General features: G+C 73.3%; 19 protein-coding genes. 5 read left to right on the top strand and 14 right to left on the bottom strand.

The genetic code is table 11. The features are described 5' to 3' along the window. Positions 1–27: 27 nt before the first annotated feature. Genes PUR71_RS15525 through PUR71_RS15515 form a run of 3 tightly spaced genes read right to left on the bottom strand, consistent with a single transcriptional unit; the run spans position 28 to position 2,658 of the window. Positions 28–393 (bottom strand): hypothetical protein, encoded by a 366-nt coding sequence (locus tag PUR71_RS15525; RefSeq protein ID WP_329927575.1) that lies wholly within the window; start codon positions 391–393, stop codon positions 28–30. Continuing rightward, a complete protein-coding gene (locus tag PUR71_RS15520; RefSeq protein ID WP_329927574.1) occupies positions 390–1,934 on the bottom strand; it encodes a sensor histidine kinase in 1,545 nt (514 codons plus the stop codon). The genes PUR71_RS15525 and PUR71_RS15520 overlap by 4 nt, the downstream gene beginning before the upstream one ends. A gap of 46 nt (positions 1,935–1,980) precedes the next feature. Further along, complete coding sequence (locus PUR71_RS15515; RefSeq protein WP_188308557.1) at positions 1,981–2,658, bottom strand: response regulator; 678 nt, start codon at positions 2,656–2,658, stop codon at positions 1,981–1,983. Between the two features lie 280 nt (positions 2,659–2,938). Between PUR71_RS15515 and PUR71_RS15510 the strand changes: the two genes are divergently transcribed. Beyond that, positions 2,939–3,901: a SigE family RNA polymerase sigma factor gene (locus PUR71_RS15510; RefSeq protein ID WP_443077460.1), complete on the top strand. Its 963-nt coding sequence runs from the start codon at positions 2,939–2,941 to the stop codon at positions 3,899–3,901. 220 nt (positions 3,902–4,121) lie between these two features. Here PUR71_RS15510 and PUR71_RS15505 read toward each other — a convergent pair whose 3' ends face one another. From PUR71_RS15505 to deoC, 5 genes are all read right to left on the bottom strand, one after another. Continuing rightward, positions 4,122–4,760, bottom strand: a complete 639-nt coding sequence (locus PUR71_RS15505) for an ATP-binding protein (RefSeq protein ID WP_329927573.1) — start codon at positions 4,758–4,760, stop codon at positions 4,122–4,124. Positions 4,761–4,807: 47 nt separating this feature from the next. Continuing rightward, positions 4,808–5,215 (bottom strand): hypothetical protein, encoded by a 408-nt coding sequence (locus tag PUR71_RS15500; RefSeq protein WP_329927572.1) that lies wholly within the window; start codon positions 5,213–5,215, stop codon positions 4,808–4,810. 250 nt (positions 5,216–5,465) lie between these two features. Further along, positions 5,466–6,395 carry an aldehyde dehydrogenase family protein gene (locus PUR71_RS15495; protein ID WP_329927571.1) on the bottom strand — a complete coding sequence of 310 codons (930 nt, stop codon included), beginning with the start codon at positions 6,393–6,395 and terminating at the stop codon, positions 5,466–5,468. Beyond that, entirely contained in the window at positions 6,388–7,863 is a 1,476-nt protein-coding gene (locus tag PUR71_RS15490; RefSeq protein ID WP_329927570.1) for an aldehyde dehydrogenase family protein, read from the bottom strand. The genes PUR71_RS15495 and PUR71_RS15490 overlap by 8 nt, the downstream gene beginning before the upstream one ends. Before the next feature lie 5 nt (positions 7,864–7,868). Next, on the bottom strand, positions 7,869–8,855 hold the full coding sequence (gene deoC / locus PUR71_RS15485; protein ID WP_329927569.1) for a deoxyribose-phosphate aldolase: 987 nt from the start codon (positions 8,853–8,855) through the stop codon (positions 7,869–7,871). A 286-nt stretch (positions 8,856–9,141) separates the two neighbouring features. On the opposite strand from deoC, the gene PUR71_RS15480 reads away from it, so the two are divergent. Beyond that, on the top strand, positions 9,142–9,840 hold the full coding sequence (locus tag PUR71_RS15480) for a PH domain-containing protein (RefSeq protein ID WP_329927568.1): 699 nt from the start codon (positions 9,142–9,144) through the stop codon (positions 9,838–9,840). A gap of 80 nt (positions 9,841–9,920) precedes the next feature. On the opposite strand, the gene PUR71_RS15475 is transcribed toward PUR71_RS15480, so the two are convergent. The 3 genes from PUR71_RS15475 to PUR71_RS15465 all read right to left on the bottom strand — a co-directional run bounded on the left by PUR71_RS15475 (position 9,921) and on the right by PUR71_RS15465 (position 13,231). Next, positions 9,921–11,639 carry a phospho-sugar mutase gene (locus PUR71_RS15475; RefSeq protein WP_329927567.1) on the bottom strand — a complete coding sequence of 573 codons (1,719 nt, stop codon included), beginning with the start codon at positions 11,637–11,639 and terminating at the stop codon, positions 9,921–9,923. 153 nt (positions 11,640–11,792) lie between these two features. Continuing rightward, the gene (locus tag PUR71_RS15470) at positions 11,793–12,614 is read right to left on the bottom strand and encodes a purine-nucleoside phosphorylase (protein ID WP_329927566.1); all 822 of its coding nucleotides are present in this window, start codon (positions 12,612–12,614) and stop codon (positions 11,793–11,795) included. A gap of 179 nt (positions 12,615–12,793) precedes the next feature. Next, positions 12,794–13,231: a gamma-glutamylcyclotransferase gene (locus PUR71_RS15465; protein ID WP_329927565.1), complete on the bottom strand. Its 438-nt coding sequence runs from the start codon at positions 13,229–13,231 to the stop codon at positions 12,794–12,796. A 78-nt stretch (positions 13,232–13,309) separates the two neighbouring features. On the opposite strand from PUR71_RS15465, the gene PUR71_RS15460 reads away from it, so the two are divergent. Both PUR71_RS15460 and PUR71_RS15455 read left to right on the top strand, forming a co-directional pair. Further along, on the top strand, positions 13,310–14,764 hold the full coding sequence (locus tag PUR71_RS15460) for an NAD(P)H-quinone dehydrogenase (protein WP_329927564.1): 1,455 nt from the start codon (positions 13,310–13,312) through the stop codon (positions 14,762–14,764). Between the two features lie 236 nt (positions 14,765–15,000). Further along, positions 15,001–15,957, top strand: a complete 957-nt coding sequence (locus PUR71_RS15455; protein ID WP_443077459.1) for a DeoR/GlpR family DNA-binding transcription regulator — start codon at positions 15,001–15,003, stop codon at positions 15,955–15,957. Between the two features lie 95 nt (positions 15,958–16,052). On the opposite strand, the gene PUR71_RS15450 is transcribed toward PUR71_RS15455, so the two are convergent. Both PUR71_RS15450 and PUR71_RS15445 read right to left on the bottom strand, forming a co-directional pair. Continuing rightward, on the bottom strand, positions 16,053–17,828 hold the full coding sequence (locus PUR71_RS15450; RefSeq protein WP_329927562.1) for an acetyl/propionyl/methylcrotonyl-CoA carboxylase subunit alpha: 1,776 nt from the start codon (positions 17,826–17,828) through the stop codon (positions 16,053–16,055). Between the two features lie 220 nt (positions 17,829–18,048). Continuing rightward, complete coding sequence (locus PUR71_RS15445; protein ID WP_329927561.1) at positions 18,049–18,798, bottom strand: hypothetical protein; 750 nt, start codon at positions 18,796–18,798, stop codon at positions 18,049–18,051. A 98-nt stretch (positions 18,799–18,896) separates the two neighbouring features. On the opposite strand from PUR71_RS15445, the gene PUR71_RS15440 reads away from it, so the two are divergent. Then, complete coding sequence (locus PUR71_RS15440; RefSeq protein ID WP_329927560.1) at positions 18,897–19,655, top strand: alpha/beta hydrolase; 759 nt, start codon at positions 18,897–18,899, stop codon at positions 19,653–19,655. An 8-nt stretch (positions 19,656–19,663) separates the two neighbouring features. Here the strand turns inward: PUR71_RS15440 and PUR71_RS15435 are convergent, their stop codons facing one another. Next, on the bottom strand, positions 19,664–20,263 hold the full coding sequence (locus PUR71_RS15435; protein WP_329927559.1) for a Maf family protein: 600 nt from the start codon (positions 20,261–20,263) through the stop codon (positions 19,664–19,666). Between the last annotated feature and the right edge of the window lie 67 nt (positions 20,264–20,330).

Below are 20,330 nucleotides of genomic sequence, written 5' to 3'. Positions count from 1 at the left end.
GACCCGCCCCCCGGCGGGCGGGACGCGTCACTTGCAGGCGCTCGCCGCCGCCGTCGGCAGGGCGCTGAACACGTTGTCCGGCGGCGGGCTGGTCGACCCGGCGCCGGCCGGGCTCGGCGACGGCGAGGGGGCCGCCGAGGGGGACGGGCCGGGACCGGCCTTGGCGGTGCCCCGGGCCGCGGGTGGGCCCGGCGCGACCGGGGTCGGGGTGGCGGGCGCGGTCGGGACGTGCGGGGCGGTCGGGCAGGCCGTCCGGCTGGCGGGGGCGCCCGCGTCCACCGGGACGGCGGTCGGGCGGATCCCGCAGCCGCAGGCCAGCGCGAGCAGGAGCAGCACGCCGGCGGCCCGGCGGGCGGTGCGGGGCCGGACGGCGGCGGGTGCGGGGGCGGTCACTTGGCGTCCTCGTGCTCGACGGCGTCCCGGACGGTGCCGTCGCCGGCCCCGTCCGCGGACGGCGGCGGTGGCGGCGTCAGCGGCAGCGTCAGCGTGAACACCGCCCCGACCTCCCCGTTGGCCGCCGTGATCGTCCCCCCGTGGATCTGTGCGTTGGCCATCGCGATGGACAGCCCGAGGCCGCTGCCCTCGGAGCGGGCCCGGCCGCGGTCGGCCTTGTAGAAGCGGTCGAAGACGTGCGGCAGCACGTCCTCGGGGATGCCGGGGCCGCTGTCCGAGACCTCGACGACCACCGAGCCGTCGGTCTGCCGGACCTTGACCCGCACCGGCGAGCCGCCGTGCTTGAGCGCGTTGCCGATCAGGTTGGCGAAGACGACGTCCAGGCGGCGCGGGTCCACGACGGCGAGGATGCCGCGCGGGGCGTCCAGTTCGACCGCGTCGTACCAGGCCCGGCCGTCGATGCAGGACATGATCAGGTCGGCGACGTCCACCTCGTCGGCGACGAGCTTGGCGGTGCCGGCGTCGAAGCGGGTCACCTCCATCAGGTTCTCCACCAGGTCGGACAGCCGCCGGGTCTCGCTGACGACCAGCCGGACGGCCGGCTCGATCATCGGGTCGAGCGACTCGGCCTCGTCCTCCAGGATGTCGGTGACGGCCGTCATCGCGGTCAGCGGCGTGCGCAGCTCGTGCGACATGTCGGCGACGAACCGCCGGCTCTGCGCCTCGCGTGCGCTCAGCTCCTCGACCTGCTCGTGCAGCGACTCCGCCGCGCGGTTGAACGTCCGCGCGAGGTCCGCGAGTTCGTCCGAGCCATCGATTTCGAGGCGGGTGTCCAGCCGCCCCTCGCCGAGCGCCACGGCGGCGTCGCCGAGCCGCTTGACCGGCCGCAGCACCGTCGCCGAGGCGGCCTGCGCGAGCAGCGCCGAGCCGATCAGCGCCAGCAGGGTGGCGATGGCCAGCGACCAGCCCAGCGTGTTGAGGTCGGCCCGCTCGTTCTCCAGCGACTTGAACATGTACGCCGTCGGCCCGTTCGGCACCACCTTGGTGCCGCCGATCACGAACGGCCGGCCCTCCAGGTTCTGCCGCTGCCAGTACAGGTGGTACGGGTACGGGTTGCTCTCGGTGATCTCGCGCGGGCGGGCCACGGTGGACTGCAGCGCGGCCGGCACGTCGGCGAGCGTGAAGTGCGCCGCGTCGGAGGAGGCCGGGCACTCGGGGTGCGCCGGGTCGACCACGACGACGTCGTAACTCAGCCCGGAGCTGGCGACGTTCGTGGCGAGCGTGGCCAGGTCCGGGCAGCTCGCGCCCATGGGCAGGTCCGAGACGTTCCGGCTGAGCGAGACCCGGAAGTCGTTGAGGGCCGTGTCCTGGGCGCGCTTGAGCACCGCGTCGCGGTTCAGCCAGTAGGCGATGCCGGAGGCCGAGACGGCGGCGAGCAGCGCGACCGCCGCGAACACCGCGATCAGCCGCACCCGCAGCGAGCGCAGGCTTCGCCACGGGCCCGTGGCGAAGCGCCGGGTCGTCGTCTGTTGGTCAGTCACAGGAGCCTGTCGTCGTACGGGAGGTTGCGGGCACGGAGGGCACGGCTCAGGACGGCGGGTCCAGCCGGTAGCCGACCCCGCGCACCGTCCGGATCAGGGTCGGCGCCGACGGCACGTCCTCGACCTTGGCCCGCAGGCGCTGCACGCACGCGTCCACCAGGCGCGAGTCGCCCAGGTAGTCGTGCTCCCACACCAGGCGCAGCAGCTGCTGCCGGGAGAGCGCCTGGCCGGGGCGGCGGCTGAGTTCCAGCAGCAGCCGCAGCTCGGTCGGGGTGAGCTGGAGGTCCTGACCGTCCTTGGTGACGGTCATCGCGGCGCGGTCGATGACCACGCTGCCGTACGCGGAGGAGTCCGAGCTCTCCCGTTCACCGCGCCGCAGCACGGCCCGGATCCGGGCGTCCAGGACGCGTGGCTGCACCGGCTTGACCACGTAGTCGTCGGCGCCGGACTCCAGGCCGACCACGACGTCGATGTCGTCGGACCGGGCGGTCAGCAGGATGATCGGCAGTTGGTCGGTGCGGCGGATCCGGCGGCAGACCTCGAAGCCGTCGATTCCGGGCAGCATCACGTCCAGCACGATCAGGTCGGGCCGCTGCTCCTTGAAGAGCCTCAGACCGTCCTCGCCGGAGGCGGCGGTGGCCACGCGGTGGCCCTGGCGGGTGAGGGCGAGTTCGAGGCCGGTCCGGATGGCGTCGTCGTCCTCGATCAATAGGAGGAAAGGCACGGCCCCATTTTGGCCCACCGGAAGCCGCGATTCACCCCCCGGACCGGTCACCGCCCGTACGGGAACCGGAAGGACCGCCACCGGCGTCCGGTAGGAGGGAGGCGGACCGGGACGAACGGCCCCTCCCCTGTGACACCCCTGTGACAGTCGGCGGACAGCGCCATCACAACCGCCGGGCAGGATTTTCCATGTCGCCGCAGGACAGCGGGCCAACAGGCCGGCTGGAGGGCGGCAACCGGAACCCGCTCGTACCGAACCAAGGGGGCGCACGATGAACGCCATGCTTCAGACCCGGACCAACCCGGCTGTCCGCACCGCGCGTTCCTCAGCGACCACCCACCGGACCCGGTACGAGATCAGGACCGACGAGAACTCCGGTGCCGTGACCGTACGGGGGTGCGCGCACAGCACCGGGAACCCTGCCATTCGCCGGGTGAGCGGCGCGGGCAGGGCGGGGGAGCTGTACGGGATCGGCCGGACGGGGAGTGCGGTCGACTCCGCCAACACCCTCACGCTGCGGGGGATCCTCCCCGTCCGCGTCGAGGGCAAGGACGTCCCGGGGGGTAACGGGGGGAACGGCCTGCGGAAGGTCGGCTCGGGGGAGCCGACCGGCCGCGAGGCCGCCGGTGCGACGCTGCTGCGGCTGAACCCCGCCGCCGCGCGCACCACCGAGGCGGGACAGGGAGGCGCGCAGGGGGAGCACCCGGCCGTCGCGGAGGACCACATCACGGAGTTCACCGCGTACGTGCGCGAGCGCCGCGCCTCCCTGTACGCCACGGCCTACCACCTGACCGGTGACCGCTACGAGGCCGAGGACCTGCTGCAGAGCGCGCTCTTCAGCACCTACCGCGCCTGGGGCCGGATCACCGACAAGGCCGCGGTCGGGGGCTACCTCCGCCGCACCATGACCAACCTGCACATCTCCGCCTGGCGGCGCCGCAAGGTCAACGAGTACCCGACCGAGGAGCTGCCGGAGACGGCCGGCGACACCGACGCGATGGGCGGCACCGAGCTGCGCACCGTGCTCTGGCAGGCGCTGGCGAAGCTGCCGGAGAACCAGCGGACCATGCTGGTGCTGCGGTACTACGAGGGCAAGACCGACCCGGAGATCGCCGACGTGCTGGGGATCAGCGTCGGCACGGTCAAGAGCAGCATCTGGCGCGCCCTGCGCCGCCTGCGCGACGACGAGCACCTGAACAAGTCGGGCGACACCATGCGGGCGTTCGGCGAACTGGTCGCGTGACGGCTGTAACAGAAGGGGACGCCTGGAGCGTCTGAGGAGAGGGGACTCCCGTCGGGGGACGGGAAAGGACGGTCACGGACTGCGGACGTCGGCTCGGGGGAGCGATGTCCACGGGGGAGCCCGACGACTGTCCGAAAGGCGACGGGCCCGGTGCGGGGGAGACGCACCGGGCCCGTCGACCTGTTGTCCGGGGGTCCGTTGTCCGGGGGGCGCCCCGGCGTCACACGGACGAGAGCTGCGGCTGTCCGGCCGCCGCGGTGATCCGGCGGACGGCCTCCGGGCCGGCGCACGGGTGGGCGCCCAGGGCGACCTGACGGCCGACGATGGACCGCTCAGCGCGCATCAGCCGCCAGCCGCGGCGCAGCAGTACCGGCAGCGACTTGCGGCCCTCGCGGACGTCCCGGCGCAGTCGGCGCCAGGCCGTGGTGAGCGCGCCGTTGCGCAGGCACAGGGCGTCGCCGAGCAGGCCCTCGTCGGCGCACTGGACGGTGATCTCGGCGGCGAAGATGCCCTCGGCGATGAAGGCGGGGGCGCCGGCCAGGTCGAGCGGGCGGGTGCCCACGCGGCCGTTGTCCGGGATCGAGTACACCGGCACCTCGGTGCGGCCGGTCTCGTGGAGGTCGCGGATGGCGGCGACGGCCTGCTCGCGGTGCCAGGCGAGCGGCGAGTCCCAGTCGACCGCGCCGTCGGGCAGCAGCGGCAGGGTGGGGTCGTCGCCGTCCTTGTAGAAGTCGTCGAGCTGGAGCACCGGCAGGCCGCTGCGGCCGGCGAGCGAGGACTTCCCGGATCCGGAGGGGCCGGACAGCAGGACCACCCGGGCGCGGGTCGTCGGCACAGGGTTCAGCGGCTCGTCACTCACGGGACACCAGTCTGACGCATCGGGGCCCGATGCCGAAACCGGTCGGACTACACCGGTTCCGTCGTCGCCCGCGCGGCCAACGCGGCGTGCAGCAGAGGGAGGTGGGCGGTGTCGGTCTGGAGGTAGACCAACGGGCCGGGCCCGGGCCGCCGGTAGGCGGTGGCGGCCCAGTCCTGGCTGTGCCAGACCCCGGGCTCGGGGTCGTGGAACTCGCCGCCGGCCGGGAGCTCCAGGCGCAGGGCGGATGAGGCGAAGGTCACGGTCGCGGAGCCGGGGGTGATCAACAGCCGGCCGTTGACGTAGCCGGCGTCCTCGCCGGGACCGTCGACGCGCGCCGAGCAGGGGATCCGGGCGGGCCGTCCGGCGGCCAGCCGGCGCCGGGTGCGGGCGAGCCGCAGCCGGCGGACGAAACCGTCCGCGAACAGCGCCATGAGCTCTCCCAGGAACTCGCCCATCGGGACTCCTCTCTCCCTCTGCCGTCCCGTCCCAGTGTCCGGACGGGCCGGGGCGGGGCGGGAGCGCCGAAGGGATCGTCCCGGTGCGACGAAAGTCGCTCGGGTGCGAGGGACCGGGCCGCGAACGCCGACGGACCCGCACCAGGGGGGGAGAGGTGCGGGTCCGTCCTGTGACCGTCCGGGCCCTGGGGGGGAGAGGGCACTGGGGACGGCCAGTCTGTGGAGTTGTTACTGCGGGTCCGACGGAGGGTCAGATCCCCATCGGGTGCCAGACCGTCTTCGTCTCCAGGAAGGAGAGTAGCCGGTCGGTACCGGGAGCATTGGTCCAGTCCTGGGCGAACGGGTCCAGCTCCGGACGGACCACCCTCTTCAGGGTATCCGCGGCGGAGGCCTCCAGGGCGGACGCCGCGCCGGGGCCGTCGGCCGCGATGGCGCCGGTGAGGTCCAGCGCGTTGACGTCCTGGTGCGAGGCCAGGGTCGGCGCGATGTCCGCGGTGCGGCCCGAGATGATGTTGACCACGCCGCCCGGGACGTCCGAGGTGGCGAGCACCTCGCCCAGCGACAGGGCCGGCAGCGGGGCGTCCGCGGCGGCGGCCACCACGACCGTGTTGCCGGTGGCGATCGCCGGGGCGATCACCGAGACCAGGCCGAGCAGCGAGTGCCCGTACCCGGCCTGCGGGGCGACGATCCCGACCACGCCGGTCGGCTCCGGGGTGGAGAGGTTGAAGAACGGCCCGGCGACCGGGTTGGCGCCGCCCGCGATCTGGGCGACCTTGTCCGTCCAGCCCGCGTACCAGACCCAGCGGTCGATCGCGGCGTCCACCAGCGCGGCGGCCTTCTTCGGGCCGATGCCCTCGGAGACGGCCACCTCGGCGGCGAACTGCTCGCGCCGGCCCTGCAGCATCTCGGCCACCCGGTACAGCACCTGGCCGCGGTTGTACGCGGTGGTGCCGGTCCAGCCCTTGACCGCCGCGCGGGCGGCCAGGACCGCGTCGCGGGTGTCCTTGCGGGTGCCCAGCGGGGCGTTGGCGAGCCACTCGCGCTTCCCCGCCGCGTCGGCGGCCGATGCAGCCTTCGTCACCTCGTACACCCGCCCGCTCTCGGAGCGCGGGAACTTCCCGCCGACGTACAGCTTGTAGGTCTTGAAGACGTCAAGACGCGCGAAGGTCGTGTCAGACATCGAGGTAGGCCTCCAGACCGTGGCGGCCACCTTCGCGGCCGTAGCCCGACTCCTTGAAGCCGCCGAACGGCGAGGTCGGGTCGAACTTGTTGAAGGTGTTGGCCCAGACCACACCGGCCTTGAGCTTGTTGGCCATCCAGAGGATGCGCGAGCCCTTCTCCGTCCAGATGCCGGCGGAGAGGCCGTACGGGGTGTTGTTGGCCTTCGCGACCGCCTCTTCGGGCGTGCGGAAGGTCAGCACCGACAGGACCGGGCCGAAGATCTCCTCCTGGGCGATCCGGTGGGCCTGGCTGACGCCGGTGAACAGGGTCGGCTTGAACCAGAATCCGGTGCCCGGGAGTTCGCAGGCCGGCGACCAGCGCTCGGCGCCCTCGGCCTCGCCGGCCTCGGTCAGCGCGGTGATCCGGGCCAGCTGCTCGGCCGAGTTGATGGCGCCGATGTCGGTGTTCTTGTCCAGCGGGTCGCCGACCCGCAGGGTGCCCATCCGGCGCTTCAGGGCGTCCAGCAGCTCGTCCTGGACCGACTCCTGGACCAGCAGGCGCGAACCCGCGCAGCAGACGTGGCCCTGGTTGAAGAAGATGCCGTTGACGATGCCCTCGACCGCCTGGTCGATCGGCGCGTCGTCGAAGACGATGTTGGCCGCCTTGCCGCCCAGCTCCAGCGAGAGCTTCTTGCGGGTGCCGGCCAGCTGCTTGGCGATCGCCCGGCCGACCGGGGTCGAGCCGGTGAAGGCGACCTTGTTGACGTCCGGGTGCGCGGTGAGCGCGGCGCCGGTGCGGCCGTCACCGGTGACGATGTTGACGACGCCCTTCGGCAGACCGGCCTGGCGGCAGATCTCGGCGAAGCGCAGCGCGGTCAGCGGGGTGGTCTCGGCCGGCTTCAGGACGACCGTGTTGCCGGTCGCCAGGGCGGGCGCGATCTTCCACGCCAGCATCAGCAGCGGGAAGTTCCACGGGATGACCTGGCCGGCCACGCCCAGCGGCTTCGGGTTCGGGCCGTAGCCGGCGTAGTCGAGCTTGTCGGCCCAGCCCGCGTAGTAGAAGAAGTGCGCGGCGACCAGCGGCAGGTCGACGTCACGGGTCTCGCGGATCGGCTTGCCGTTGTCGATCGACTCCAGCACGGCCAGCTCGCGGCTGCGCTCCTGGATGATCCGGGCGATCCGGAACAGGTACTTGGCGCGCTCGCTGCCGGGCAGGGCCGACCAGTCGGCGAAGGCCTTGCGGGCGGCGGCGACCGCGCGGTCGACGTCCTCGTCGGTGCCCTGGGCGAACTCGGCGAGCACCTGCTCGGTGGCCGGGTTGACCGTCTTCAGCGCCTCGCTGCCGGAGGAGTCGACGAACTCGCCGCCGATGAAGTGGCCGTAGGACGTGGCGATGTCGCCCGCGGCGGCGGGGGACTCGGGGGCCGGGGCGTACTCGAAGAGGCCGGAGGCCTTCACCGGCTCCTCGATGTTCTTCTTCTTGGCCATGGTGATCAGTCCACCGTCACGTAGTCGGGGCCGGAGTAGCGGCCGGTGGCCAGCTTCTGGCGCTGCATCAGCAGGTCGTTGAGCAGGCTGGAGGCGCCGAAGCGGAACCAGTGCGGGCTCAGCCAGTCGTCGCCGAGGGTCTCGTTGACCATCACCAGGTACTTCATGGCGTCCTTGGTGGTCTTGATGCCACCGGCGGGCTTCACGCCGACCTGGACGCCGGTCTGCGCGCGGAAGTCCCGGACGGCCTCCAGCATCAGCAGGGTGACCGGCGGGGTCGCGTTGACGGCGACCTTGCCGGTGGAGGTCTTGATGAAGTCGGCACCGGCCAGCATCGCCAGCCAGGAGACGCGGCGCACGTTGTCGTACGTCTGGAGCTCGCCGGTCTCGAAGATGACCTTGAGGTGGGCGTAGCTGCCGTCGGCGCGCTTGCACGCCTCCTTGACGGCGACGATCTCGTTGAAGACGTCGAGGTAGCGGCCGGAGAGGAAGGCGCCCCGGTCGATCACCATGTCGATCTCGTCGGCGCCCGCGGCGACCGCGTCGGCGGTGTCGGCGAGCTTCACCGGGAGGGCGGCGCGGCCGGCCGGGAAGGCGGTGGCGACGGAGGCGACCTGGATGTCGGTGCCCCGCAGGGCGTCCTTCGCGGTGGCGACCATGTCCGGGTAGACACAGATGGCGGCCACACGGGGGGTGGACGGGTCGGAGGGGTCGGGGGTCCTGCCCTTGGCGCACAGGGCGCGCACCTTGCCGACCGTGTCCGCGCCCTCCAGCGTGGTCAGGTCGATCATCGAGATCGCCAGGTCGATGGCGTAGGCCTTCGCCGTGGTCTTGATCGAGCGGGTACCGAGGGTGGCGGCACGCGCCTCCAGGCCGACCTGGTCGACGCCGGGCAGGCCGTGCAGGAAGCGGCGGAGCGAGGCCTCGGACGCCGCAACGTCCGCGAGGCCGCTGCCCGCAACGCCGGGGGCATTGGCTGCAACAGTGGACATAGTCACCAGACCAGCATATCTACGCGCGTAGCCGACCGCTAGAGGGCCTTCTTTTCGTGGCCGGACCGAGATCTCGGGGCCGACGGGGGCGCGGGGGCCGGGTGGGGTCGGCCTGCTTCTGGGGGGGTGGCCGGAGGGGAGCGATGGGGGCGGGGGAGGGGTGCGCGGGAGCCGTGCGGCGGGGCGGGGGGCTTGATCGAGGGGCGCGGAGCCCGTGGTGGGCGTGCCGGGCAACCGATGCCCTACCGAGACCTCATCCCGTGGGGCATGGGGCAGAATCGTCGGCATGACCGATTCCGACGGCAAGCCCCACCAGGGCCCCGCCGCCCCCGACGGGGAACCCGGGTACGCGGACCGCGTGTACCGCTCGGTTCCCGGTGTGATCTCCGGTGTGCTGCTGCTGGCCGTCGCCGCGTGGCTGATCGGCGACGCCGCGCTGAACGGGACCGGCAAGACGCCCGCCGTGTCGCTCGCGGCGCTGCCGGTGTTCGCCTTCCCGGTGATCGCCTACACGCTGCGCCCGGCGGTACTGGCCAACGACCGGCGGCTCGTGGTGCGCAACCCGTGGCGCACGATCACCGCGCCGTGGGCCGCGGTGGACGCGCTGCGCGCCGGCTACTCGGTCGAGCTGCTCGCCGAGGGCAGGAAGTTCCAGGTGTGGGCCGTCCCGGTGTCGCTGCGCCAGCGCAAGCGGGCCAACCGGGTCCGCGCCCGCGGCGGCGCCCCCGAGCACACCTCCCGGATGGGGATGGTCTTCGGCGGCGGCGGCGGCGGTGCCGGCGCGTCGGCCGGCTCGCCGGTGCTGGGCTCCTCCGACCCGAACCGGGCCTGGTCCGACCAGGTGACCTCGGTGCTCCAGGAGATGGCCGAGCGCAACGCCGCCCGTCCGGACGCCGCCGGGCCGGTCGTCGTGACGTGGTGCTGGTGGGTGATCGTGCCGACGCTGCTCGGCCTGGCCGCGCTGGTCACGGTGATCGCCGTCTGAGCCGACGCAGGCGCGGAGAACGACGAACGGGCCCGCCCGGTACGCGTACCGGGCGGGCCCGTTCCGTCTCGGAGCGGTGCTCAGATGCCCGCGGCCACGGCCAGGTCGCGCTTGACGGCGTCGAGCAGCTCGGCGGCCCGCACCCGGGCGCCGGCCAGGTCGGCGGCCGAGGCGACCGGGAGGACGACCTCCAGGTAGCACTTCAGCTTGGGCTCGGTGCCGGACGGCCGGACCACGATCCGCGCGGAGCGGACGGCGTCGCCGGCCAGGTAGTAGCGCAGCCCGTCGGTGGGCGGCAGCTCGGCCGAGCCGGCGGTGAGGTCGTCGGCCCGGGCGACGCTCAGGCCGGCCAGGACGGTCGGCGGCCGCTCGCGCAGGCGGGCCATCGCGGCGCCGATCAGCGACAGGTCCTGCACGCGGACGGAGAGCTGGTCGGTGGCGTGCAGACCGTGCTCCAGCGCCAGGTCGTCCAGCAGGTCGCTCAGGGTGCGGCCGGACTTCTTGAGGGTCGCGGCCAGCTCGGCGACCAGCAGGGCGGCGGTGATGCCGTCCTTGTCGCGGACGCCCTCGGGGTCGACGCAGTAGCCGAGCGCCTCCTCGTAGCCGTAGCGCAGGCCGTCGGCGCGGGAGATCCACTTGAAGCCGGTGAGCGTCTCGGCGTACCCGAGGCCGGCCGCCTCGGCGATCCGGCCGAGCAGGGTGGCGGAGACGATCGTGGTGGCGAAGGTGCCCTCGGCCTTCTTGGCGACCAGGGCCGAGCCGAGCAGCGCGCCGACCTCGTCGCCGCGCAGCATGCGCCAGCCGGAGGTGCCGTTGCCGCTGCCGGCCGCGTTGGCGCTGACCGGGACGGCCACCGCGCAGCGGTCGGCGTCCGGGTCGTTGGCGATGACGATGTCCGGGCCGACCTCGGCGGCGGTGCGGAAGGCGAGGTCCATCGCCCCCGGCTCCTCCGGGTTGGGGAAGGCCACGGTCGGGAAGTCCGGGTCGGGCTCGGCCTGCTCGGCGACCACGGTGGGCGCGGGGAAGCCGGCCTCGCGGAAGGCGGCGACCAGGGTGTCGCGGCCGACGCCGTGCATCGGGGTGTAGACGACGTGGAGGTCGCGCGGGCCGTGCTGGTCGACGATCGACGCGGCGCGGGCCAGGTACGCCTCGATGACGTCCTCGCCGAGCACCTCCCAGCCGTCCGCGGCGCGCGGGACGTCGTCCAGCGAGCCGATCGCGTCGATCTCGGCGGCGATGCCGGCGTCGGCCGGCGGGACGATCTGCGAGCCGTCGCCCAGGTAGACCTTGTAGCCGTTGTCCTGCGGCGGGTTGTGGCTCGCGGTGACGGTGACGCCGGCGGCGGCGCCCAGGTGGCGGATCGCGAAGGCGAGCACCGGGGTGGGCAGCGGGCGGGGCAGCAGCGCGGCGCGCAGGCCGGCGCCGACCACGACGGCGGCGGTGTCGCGGGCGAAGTCGTAGGACTTGTGGCGGGCGTCGTAGCCGATGACGACGAGGTCGCCGAGACCCTGCTTCTTCACGTACGCGACCAGGCCGGCGGCGGCCCTGAGCACGACGGCCCGGTTCATCCGCATCGGGCCGGCGCCGAGTTCCCCGCGCAGGCCGGCGGTGCCGAACTGGAGGCGGTCGGCGAAGCGCTCGGCGAGCTCGGCCCAGGCGAGCTTGCCGTTCTCGTCGGCCGCCGGGTCCTCGGCGCGCGCGAGGAGCGCGGTGAGCTCCTCGCGGGTCTGCGGGTCGGGGTCCTCGGCCAGCCAGGCCCGGGCCCGGGCGAGGAGATCGGGGTTGAGTGCCTGCGTCATGGCGGGTGCTCCATCGGGGAGTGCGTCGGTGTGTCGGCCGGAGGGTTCCGCAAAGAAGGTGTGCGCATGAGGACGGGGCCCGCGGGCGGGTGTGATCAGCGGGATCACGGCCGCCCGCGGGCCCCGTCGTTCACGATTGTGCGCCGGGCGGGGTCAGATCCGCTCCAGGACCTTGCCCAGCAGCTCGCCCATGCGCTCGGCCGAGGCCTTGCCGGCCTCCAGGACCTCTTCGTGGTTGAGCGGCTCGCCGGTGATGCCCGCGGCCAGGTTGGTGACCAGCGAGATGCCGAGCACCTCGGCGCCGGCCTCGCGGGCGGCGATGGCCTCCAGGGTGGTGGACATGCCGACCAGCTCGCCGCCGATCACCCGGGCCATGTTGACCTCGGCCGGGGTCTCGTAGTGCGGGCCGCGGAACTGCACGTAGACGGCCTCGTCCAGGGACGGGTCGACCTCGCGGCACAGGGCGCGCAGGCGCTTGGAGTACAGGTCGGTGAGGTCGACGAAGTTGGCGCCGACGATCGGGGAGTCCGCGGTCAGGTTGATGTGGTCGCTGATCAGCACCGGCTGACCGGGGACCCAGCCCTGGCGGAGGCCGCCGCAGCCGTTGGTCAGGACGATGATCCCGCAGCCGGCCGCGGCGGCGGTGCGCACGCCGTGGACCACGGTGGCCACGCCGTGGCCCTCGTAGTAGTGGTTGCGGCCGAGGAAGATCAGGGCGCGCTTGTCGCCGATCTTCACCGAGCGGATCTTGCCGGCGTGGCCGGCGACGGCGGGGGCGGGGAAGCCCGGGAGCTCGGTGACCGGGAACTCGGCCACGGTCTCGCCGAGGGCGTCGGCGGCCGGCACCCAGCCGGATCCCATCACCAGGGCGACGTCGTGGCGCTCGGCACCGGTCAGCTCGCGCAGGCGCGCGGCGGCGGCCTGGGCGGCGGCGTAGGGGTCGGCGGAGACGACCGACTGAGGAGTAGCGTTCACGGTTCCGAGGATAGACGGGAATCGACTACGCGCGTAGAAAATCCCGCGCGGCGTGCCGGATCGTTACCCGGTTGACCCGAAAGCACAGCTCGGTGGCGCTTTTCGGGTGACCCGCCTCGTCGGTATCGACAGTTCCGCACCGGCCGTCCAGCGGGTCCCCGGATGGGTCCGGCGGCGCGTCAGCAGGGCCGGCGGCGGAGGTCCATCACGTAGTCGTCCGGCGCGCCGGCACTCTCCGCCGCGTCGGCGATCAGGCCGAGGTAGCGGGCCGCGGGCAGGCCGCCCTCGTAGTCGTCGAGGACGTACGTCCAGACCGGGATCTCGCCGTCCAGGGTGTGCGCGCGAAGCCGGATCTTGGTGTAGATGCCGAGTTGGACGCCCTCCCAGCGGTCCAGGCCCTCCTCGTCCATCGGCGCGATGTCGTAGAGCGAGACGAAGACCTGGTCCTTCTCGTCCTCGACGACGGTGGCCAGCGAGCCCTCCCAACCGAGCTGTTCGCCGCCGAAGGTGAGCCGCCAGCCGTCCAGCCAGCCGGTTCCGCGCAGCGGGGAGTGCGGGGCGCGGCGGGTCATCTGCCGGGCATCGAGGTTCGTGGCATACGCGGCGTAAAGGGGCATGCGGGCCAGACTACGGCGACTGGGCGATCGCACAGAAGCCCGTACCCCGGCGTGGCAGCGCTCCGGGCGTGCGGGACAATGGTGAGCGTGACTCGGATCGTGATCATCGGTGGCGGACCCGGCGGCTATGAGGCGGCTCTGGTCGCCGCTCAGCTCGGCGCGGAGGTGACCGTCGTCGATCGCGACGGCCTGGGCGGATCGGCGGTGCTCACGGACTGCGTTCCGTCGAAGACGCTGATCGCGACCGCGGAGGTGATGACCACCTTCGACAGCTCCTACGAGGAGCTCGGCATCACCGTCGCCCGGGACGGGGACGCGCGCGAGCACGGCGACAAGGTCGTCGGCGTGGACCTGGGCAAGGTCAACCGCCGTGTGAAGCGACTGGCGATCGCCCAGTCCCACGACATCACCCAGTCGGTCACCCGCGCCGGGGTCACCGTGCTGCGCGGCCGGGGCCGGCTCGGCGCCGGCGGCCAGGCGGTGGACGGCTCCCGCGAGGTGCTCGTGGACGCCCCCGACGGCACGGTGCACTCGCTGCGCGCCGACGCGGTGCTGATCGCGACCGGCGCCCACCCGCGCGAGCTGCCGGACGCGCAGCCGGACGGCGAGCGGATCCTGACCTGGACCCAGGTGTACGACCTGGAGGAGCTGCCGCGCGAGCTGATCGTGGTCGGTTCCGGTGTGACCGGTGCCGAGTTCGCCGGCGCCTACCAGGCGCTCGGCTCCAAGGTGACCCTCGTGTCCAGCCGTGACCGCGTGCTGCCGGGTGAGGACCCGGACGCCGCCGAGGTGCTGGAGGACGTGTTCCGCCGCCGCGGCATGAACGTCATGGGCCGCTCGCGCGCCGAGAGCGCCAAGCGCATCGGCGACCGCGTCGAGGTCACCCTCGCCGACGGCAAGGTGATCGAGGGCACGCACTGCCTGATGGCGGTCGGCTCGATCCCCAACACGGCCGAGATGGGCCTGGAGGAGGCCGGGGTCAAGCTCAACGACTGGGGCCAGATCCAGGTCGACCGGGTCTCGCGCACCAGCGCCCCGGGCGTCTACGCGGCCGGCGACTGCACCGGCGTCTTCATGCTCGCCTCGGTGGCGGCCATGCAGGGCCGGATCGCGATGTACCACGCGCTCGGCGACGCGGTGCAGCCGCTCGACCTGAAGACCGTCTCCTCCAACGTCTTCACCGACCCGGAGATCGCCACCGTCGGTTACACCGCCGCCGACGTGCAGTGCGGCAAGATGGACGCGGTCGAGGTCAAGCTGCCGCTGCGCGGCAACCCGCGGGCGAAGATGCAGGGCATCCGGGACGGCTTCGTGAAGCTGTTCTGCCGCCCGGGCACCGGCATCGTGGTCGGCGGCGTCGTGGTCGCCCCGCGCGCGAGCGAACTGATCCACTCGATCTCGCTCGCGGTGGACGCCAATCTGACCGTCGAACAGGTGGCCAGCGCCTTCACCGTCTACCCGTCGGTGTCCGGCTCGACCGCCGAGGCCGCCCGCCAGTTGCACATCCGCAAGCGGGCCGAAGGCGAATCCTGAGTATCCGGCGCACAGTTGAGGGCGGTCACCGATCGGTGACCGCCCTTTTGGCGCGCGCGGTTCTCACCCGTACGGCGGGCGCAGTCCCGGGTCATTGACGGCGCGCATTGTACGGTCACGCGCCGCTCGTGCGTGAGCATTTCCCGCTACTAGCTGCAAACGCCTGAAAGCAGACGGTCACGCAGGTTACCGTCGGTTCTGTGTTTGCAGCAGAACGTCGCCAGTTGATCCTCGAAATGGTGCGCGCCAACGGAGCGGTCTCGCTCCGGGAGTTGGCCCGCGTCGTCCAGACCTCCGAAGTGACCGTGCGCCGGGACGTACGGGCGCTGGAGGCAGAAGGGCTCCTCGACCGCCGGCACGGCGGCGCGGTGCTCCCCGGCGGCTTCAGCCGCGAACCCGGCTACCCGCAGAAGACCCACCTCTCCGCGGCCGAGAAGAGCGCCATCGCGGACCTCGCCGCCGGACTGGTGGAGGAGGGCGACGCGGTCGTCGTCGGCGCCGGTACCACCACCCAGGAGCTGGCCCGCCGGCTCGCCCGGGTGCCCGGCCTGACCGTCGTCACCAACTCGCTGCTCGTCGCCCAGGCGCTGGCGCACGCCAACCGGGTGGAGGTGGTGATGACCGGCGGCACCCTGCGGGGTTCCAACTACGCGCTGGTCGGCAGCGGTGCCGAGCAGTCGCTGCACGGGCTGCGGGTGTCCAAGGCCTTCATCTCCGGCAGCGGGCTCACCGCCGACCGTGGGCTGTCCACCACCAACATGCTGTCCGCGAGCGTGGACCGGGCGCTGGTGCAGTCGGCCACCGAGGTCATCGTCCTCGCCGACCACACCAAGCTCGGCGCGGACACCATGTTCCAGACCGTGCCCACCGAGACCATCACCCGGCTGGTCACCGACGAGCACGCGACCTCGGACGACGCCTCGGCGCGCGAGCTGGACGCCCTCGCCGACTGCGGGGTGCAGATCGACCTGGCGCCGCTCGGCGCCGCCCCCAGCGGGGACGCGCCGGTGCACGGCACCGGCAGCGGACCCGTCCACCAGACCCAGCCCGGCCCGCTGCCGCGCCGGGCCGCGCCGCCGCCCGGTGGTGCCCCGCTGCCCGGCCAGCGCCGGCCCGGGGCGCACGGCGGCCCGGCCGGGCCGGGCGGGATGCAGGTCCGGCTGGCCGAGCTGGGCGTCCCGCGCGGGCGGTGAGGGCGATCGCCGCCGCCGACGCGACCGGTCCGCACACCCCGAGGGCGTACGGACCGGTCGGCGACTGGTCGGCCTGCGTCAGGCGCTGACCGGCGTCAGTCCTTGATCTCGCAGAGCGCGGCGCCGCTGCTGACGCTCGCGCCGACCTCGGCCTTGAGGCCGACGACGGTGCCGGCCTTGTGGGCGTTGAGGGGCTGTTCCATCTTCATCGCCTCCAGGACGACGATGAGTTCGCCCTCGGCGACGACCTGGCCCTCCTCGACGGCGACCTTGACGATCGTGCCCTGCATCGGCGAGGCCAGCGTGTCACCGCTGACGGCCGAGCCGGCCTTCTTCGCGCCCACGCGGCGCTTGGCCTTGGCCGCACCCGTCGCGCCCGCGGCCGGGGCCGCCGAGACGCCGAGGGAGGACGGCAGGGAGACCTCGATCCGCTTGCCGCCGACCTCGACGACGACGGTCTCGCGGCCCTCGGCCTCCTCGCCCTCGCCGGGGGCACCGGCGAACGGCGGGATGGTGTTGTCGAACTCGGTCTCGATCCAGCGGGTGAAGACCGTGAACGGGCCCTCGCCGCCGTGCACCTCCGGCGCGAACGCCGGGTCGGTGACGACGGCCTGGTGGAACGGGATGGCGGTGGCCATGCCCTCCACCTTGAACTCGCTCAGCGCGCGGCGGGCGCGCTCCAGGGCCTGCTTGCGGTCGCGGCCGGAGACGATCAGCTTGGCCAGCAGCGAGTCCCAGGCGGGGCCGATGACCGAGCCGGTCTCGACGCCCGAGTCCAGGCGCACGCCCGGCCCGGACGGCGGCGCGAACAGCGTCACGGTGCCGGGGGCGGGCAGGAAGCCGCGGCCCGGGTCCTCGCCGTTGATGCGGAACTCGAAGGAGTGGCCGCGCACCTCGGGGTCGCCGTAGCCGAGCTCCTCGCCGTCGGCGATGCGGAACATCTCGCGGACCAGGTCGATGCCGGTGACCTCCTCGGTCACCGGGTGCTCGACCTGCAGACGGGTGTTGACCTCCAGGAAGGAGATCGTGCCGTCCACCGCGACGAGGAACTCGCAGGTCCCGGCGCCCTCGTAGCCGGCCTCCTTGAGGATGGCCTTGGAAGCGCGGTACAGCTCGGCGTTCTGCTCGGGGGTGAGGAACGGCGCGGGGGCCTCCTCGACGAGCTTCTGGTGGCGGCGCTGCAGCGAGCAGTCGCGGGTGGAGACCACGACGACGTTGCCGTGCTTGTCCGCCAGGCACTGGGTCTCGACGTGGCGCGGGTTGTCGAGGTAGCGCTCGACGAAGCACTCGCCGCGGCCGAACGCCGCGACGGCCTCGCGGACCGCCGAGTCGTACAGCTCGGGGATCTCCTCCAGCGTGCGGGCGACCTTGAGGCCGCGGCCGCCGCCGCCGAAGGCCGCCTTGATCGCGACCGGGAGACCGTGCTCCCGCGCGAAGGCGACGACCTCCTCCGCCCCGGAGACCGGGTCGGGGGTGCCGGCGACCAGCGGGGCACCGGCGCGCTGGGCGACGTGACGGGCGGTGACCTTGTCACCGAGGTCGCGGATGGCCTGCGGGGGCGGGCCGATCCAGGTCAGGCCCGCGTCGAGGACGGCCTGGGCGAAGTCGGCGTTCTCCGACAGGAAGCCGTAACCGGGGTGGACGGCGTCCGCACCCGAGTCCTCGGCGGCCTTCAGGACCTTCGCGATGTCCAGGTAGCTGGTGGCCGGGGTGTCACCGCCCAGCGCGTAAGCCTCGTCGGCCGCGCGCACGTGCAGCGCATCCCGGTCCGGCTCGGCGTAGACGGCGACGCTGGCGATACCGGCGTCCGAGCAGGCCCGGGCGACGCGGACGGCGATTTCCCCGCGGTTGGCGATGAGCACCTTGCGCACTGTGGCTCCCTTCTTGAACCTCGTTGAGTTTATGGATTCCTGGGCAGTACCGGCGAGTAGCCCCAGGTTGTGAACTATCCCACACGGACGGTGATCTGTTTCGCGGCCCGGTGAACGGCCTCCCGGACGTCTTCGCAGGTGGGGCCGCCGGGGCCGGCGCGCCCCGGTTTCCGCGCGGTCGCCGCGCGGCGGCGTGGCGGGCCGGTGGGCTTGGCCACACTCACGCGGTGGCCGCGGCCGCGGCGGTCCGGCGCAGGGCGTCGGCGGTGACGTCGGCGGCGAGTTCGACGACATCGGGGCCGTACGCCTTGGGGTTGACGACCTTGAGGACCAGCACGAAGGAGCCGCCCTCGGTGTGCCGCCGGGCGAGCTTGCGGTGGTCGGTGACCAGGTGGCGGACTGCGGCGTGGTTGGCGATGGCGGTCTGGCCCGCGACCAGGAAGGTCGGCCGGTCGCCCGCGGTCGGGTGCAGTCGGGCGAGCAGGGCGAAGGAGTGGCCGCCGCCGGGCTCGTTCTCGTCCTCGTGGCGGAACTCCGTGCCGCCCACGGTCAGGACCGGCACCCGGCCGTCCGGCGAGGGGGCGTACTCGACGCCGGGCAGCCAGGATGCCAGGTGGGCCGCGGTCCGTTCGTTGCTGCTCGGGCCGCCGATGCAGAACTCGCCCTTGTCCCCGAGACCTTGGCGGACCTCGTCGTGCGCGACCAGCTCGGCCCGCGCGCCGCACTCCTTGACCAGCGCCGCCAGCTCCATGAGGGCGTAGACGTCACTGCGCGCGACGCTCCTCGAACTGGGCGCGGAGGCGTGCCGGTTCACGACGATCAGGCACTCGCCCCCCGCGGGCAGGCCGAAGAAGGCCCGCACCCGCTCCACCTTGCGGCGCCGCCGCAGGGCCTGGGCGAGCCAGCCGAGTCCGGCGCTGATGGCGCTCGCCACCAGGCCCAGCACGACGTTGAGCACGCTGTCGGTCATCGGTGCCGTCCCTCCCCGTTCGAAACGGCGGACAGCCTAGCCGGGGGTGCCCGTCCGGACCATTGACGGTGCAACAGGAGGTCCCTAGCGTTCGCCGAATGACGGTGAAAACGGGGAAGTCGGGTGTGGCGGCGGCCGTGCTGGCGGTGCTCGTGGCAGCGGGTTGCCAGTCCGTGGGGTCGACGGTGACACCCGGTGCGCCGAGCTCGACGGCGGATCCGGCGCGAGGATTCGGGTGCCTGACCGAGGAGCAGAACCGGGCGGGCAGCATCAACGTGCCGGCCGTGTCCGGGGTGCGGCCTGGGTACTTCCGGCAGTCCGACGCCGGGACGGCCAAGGTCGCGCTGTTCTTCTCGCACCAGCTCGCCGGATCGATCTGCGACTGGGTGCCCTACCTGCCGGCCTTCACGAAGGCCGGGTACGCGGTGCTCGCCACCGAGGAGCCGGACAGCCCGGCGCGGGACGTCCCGGCGGCGCTGGCCTGGCTGGGCGGGAAGGGCATCACCGAGGTGGTCCTGGTCGGCGCCTCCAAGGGCGGCACCGGCTCGCTGGAGGCCGCCGCCGAGCGGTCCACCCCGCTGCCGGTGGCGGCGGTGGTCTCGCTGAGCGGCCCGGCCGCGTACTCCGGCGACAACGCGCGCATCGCGGTGGCGAAGATCAAGGCCCCGGTGTTCTTCGCGGCGGAGGAGGACGACTCGCCGTTCGCCGGCGACGCCAAGGACCTGTACGCGATATCGGTGTCGCCCGCGAAGACGCTCAAGCTCTACCCGGGCGCCCGCCACGGCGCCGACCTGCTCGCCGACGGCGCCCTGCCGGACGTCCTGGCCTTCCTGGCGCAGAGCGTCCCGCCGCGGTGATCCGGGCCTCAGGCCCAGAGGTCGGTGATGCGGACGCCGAGGTCGGCCAGCAGGGTGCGCAGCACCGGCAGGGAGAGGCCGATGACGTTGCCCGGGTCGCCGTCGATGCCCTCGATGAACGGCGCGGAGCGGCCGTCCAGGGTGAACGCCCCGGCCACGTGCAGCGGTTCGCCGGAGGCGATGTAGGCGGCCACCTCGGCGTCGTCCGGGGTGCCGAAGCGGACGGTGGTGGAGGCGGTCGCCGAGGCCTGCTCGCCGGTCACGGTGTCGATGACGCAGTGGCCGGTGCGCAGCACGCCGCAGCGGCCGCGCATCGACTGCCAGCGGGTGAGCGCGTCGGCGGCGTCGGCGGGCTTGCCGAGGGCCTGGCCGTCGAGCTCCAGGACGGAGTCGCAGCCGATCACGAGCTCGCCGCCGGTGAGTTCGGCGGCGACGGCCTTGGCCTTGGCCTCGGCGAGGACGAGGGCGAGTTCGGCCGGGGTGGCGGCGGTGACGGCGTCCTCGTCGACGCCGCTGACCACCACCCGCGGGTCGAGCCCCGCCTGGCGGAGCAGCCCGAGGCGGGCGGGGGAGGCGGACGCGAGGACGAGGGCGCGCTGGTCGGTCATGCCCACCAGGGTAGGGGGTCGGGGTGTCGGCCGTTCGGGGCGACGGCGGTCTCCGGCGCGGGCTGTG

It is taken from the genome of Streptomyces sp. SP17BM10 (genome assembly GCF_036322405.1).
Lineage (GTDB): Bacteria > Actinomycetota > Actinomycetes > Streptomycetales > Streptomycetaceae > Kitasatospora.
Note: the sequence above shows the minus strand (reverse complement) of the source record. Positions and strands in the feature narration are given on the sequence as shown.

Excerpts from the sequence above, each read along its gene's own strand:
- PUR71_RS15500 (WP_329927572.1), bottom strand. The coding sequence starts at position 5,215 with ATGGGCGAGTTCCTGGGAGAGCTCATGGCGCTGTTCGCGGACGGTTTC.
- PUR71_RS15490 (WP_329927570.1), bottom strand. The coding sequence starts at position 7,863 with ATGGCCAAGAAGAAGAACATCGAGGAGCCGGTGAAGGCCTCCGGCCTC.
- PUR71_RS15465 (WP_329927565.1), bottom strand. The coding sequence starts at position 13,231 with ATGCCCCTTTACGCCGCGTATGCCACGAACCTCGATGCCCGGCAGATG.
- PUR71_RS15460 (WP_329927564.1), top strand. The coding sequence starts at position 13,310 with ATGGTGAGCGTGACTCGGATCGTGATCATCGGTGGCGGACCCGGCGGC.
- PUR71_RS15495 (WP_329927571.1), bottom strand. The coding sequence starts at position 6,395 with ATGTCTGACACGACCTTCGCGCGTCTTGACGTCTTCAAGACCTACAAG.
- PUR71_RS15480 (WP_329927568.1), top strand. The coding sequence starts at position 9,142 with ATGACCGATTCCGACGGCAAGCCCCACCAGGGCCCCGCCGCCCCCGAC.
- PUR71_RS15445 (WP_329927561.1), bottom strand. The coding sequence starts at position 18,798 with ATGACCGACAGCGTGCTCAACGTCGTGCTGGGCCTGGTGGCGAGCGCC.
- PUR71_RS15435 (WP_329927559.1), bottom strand. The coding sequence starts at position 20,263 with ATGACCGACCAGCGCGCCCTCGTCCTCGCGTCCGCCTCCCCCGCCCGC.
- deoC (WP_329927569.1), bottom strand. The coding sequence starts at position 8,855 with ATGTCCACTGTTGCAGCCAATGCCCCCGGCGTTGCGGGCAGCGGCCTC.
- PUR71_RS15440 (WP_329927560.1), top strand. The coding sequence starts at position 18,897 with ATGACGGTGAAAACGGGGAAGTCGGGTGTGGCGGCGGCCGTGCTGGCG.
- PUR71_RS15475 (WP_329927567.1), bottom strand. The coding sequence starts at position 11,639 with ATGACGCAGGCACTCAACCCCGATCTCCTCGCCCGGGCCCGGGCCTGG.
- PUR71_RS15455 (WP_443077459.1), top strand. The coding sequence starts at position 15,001 with ATGGTGCGCGCCAACGGAGCGGTCTCGCTCCGGGAGTTGGCCCGCGTC.
- PUR71_RS15510 (WP_443077460.1), top strand. The coding sequence starts at position 2,939 with ATGCTTCAGACCCGGACCAACCCGGCTGTCCGCACCGCGCGTTCCTCA.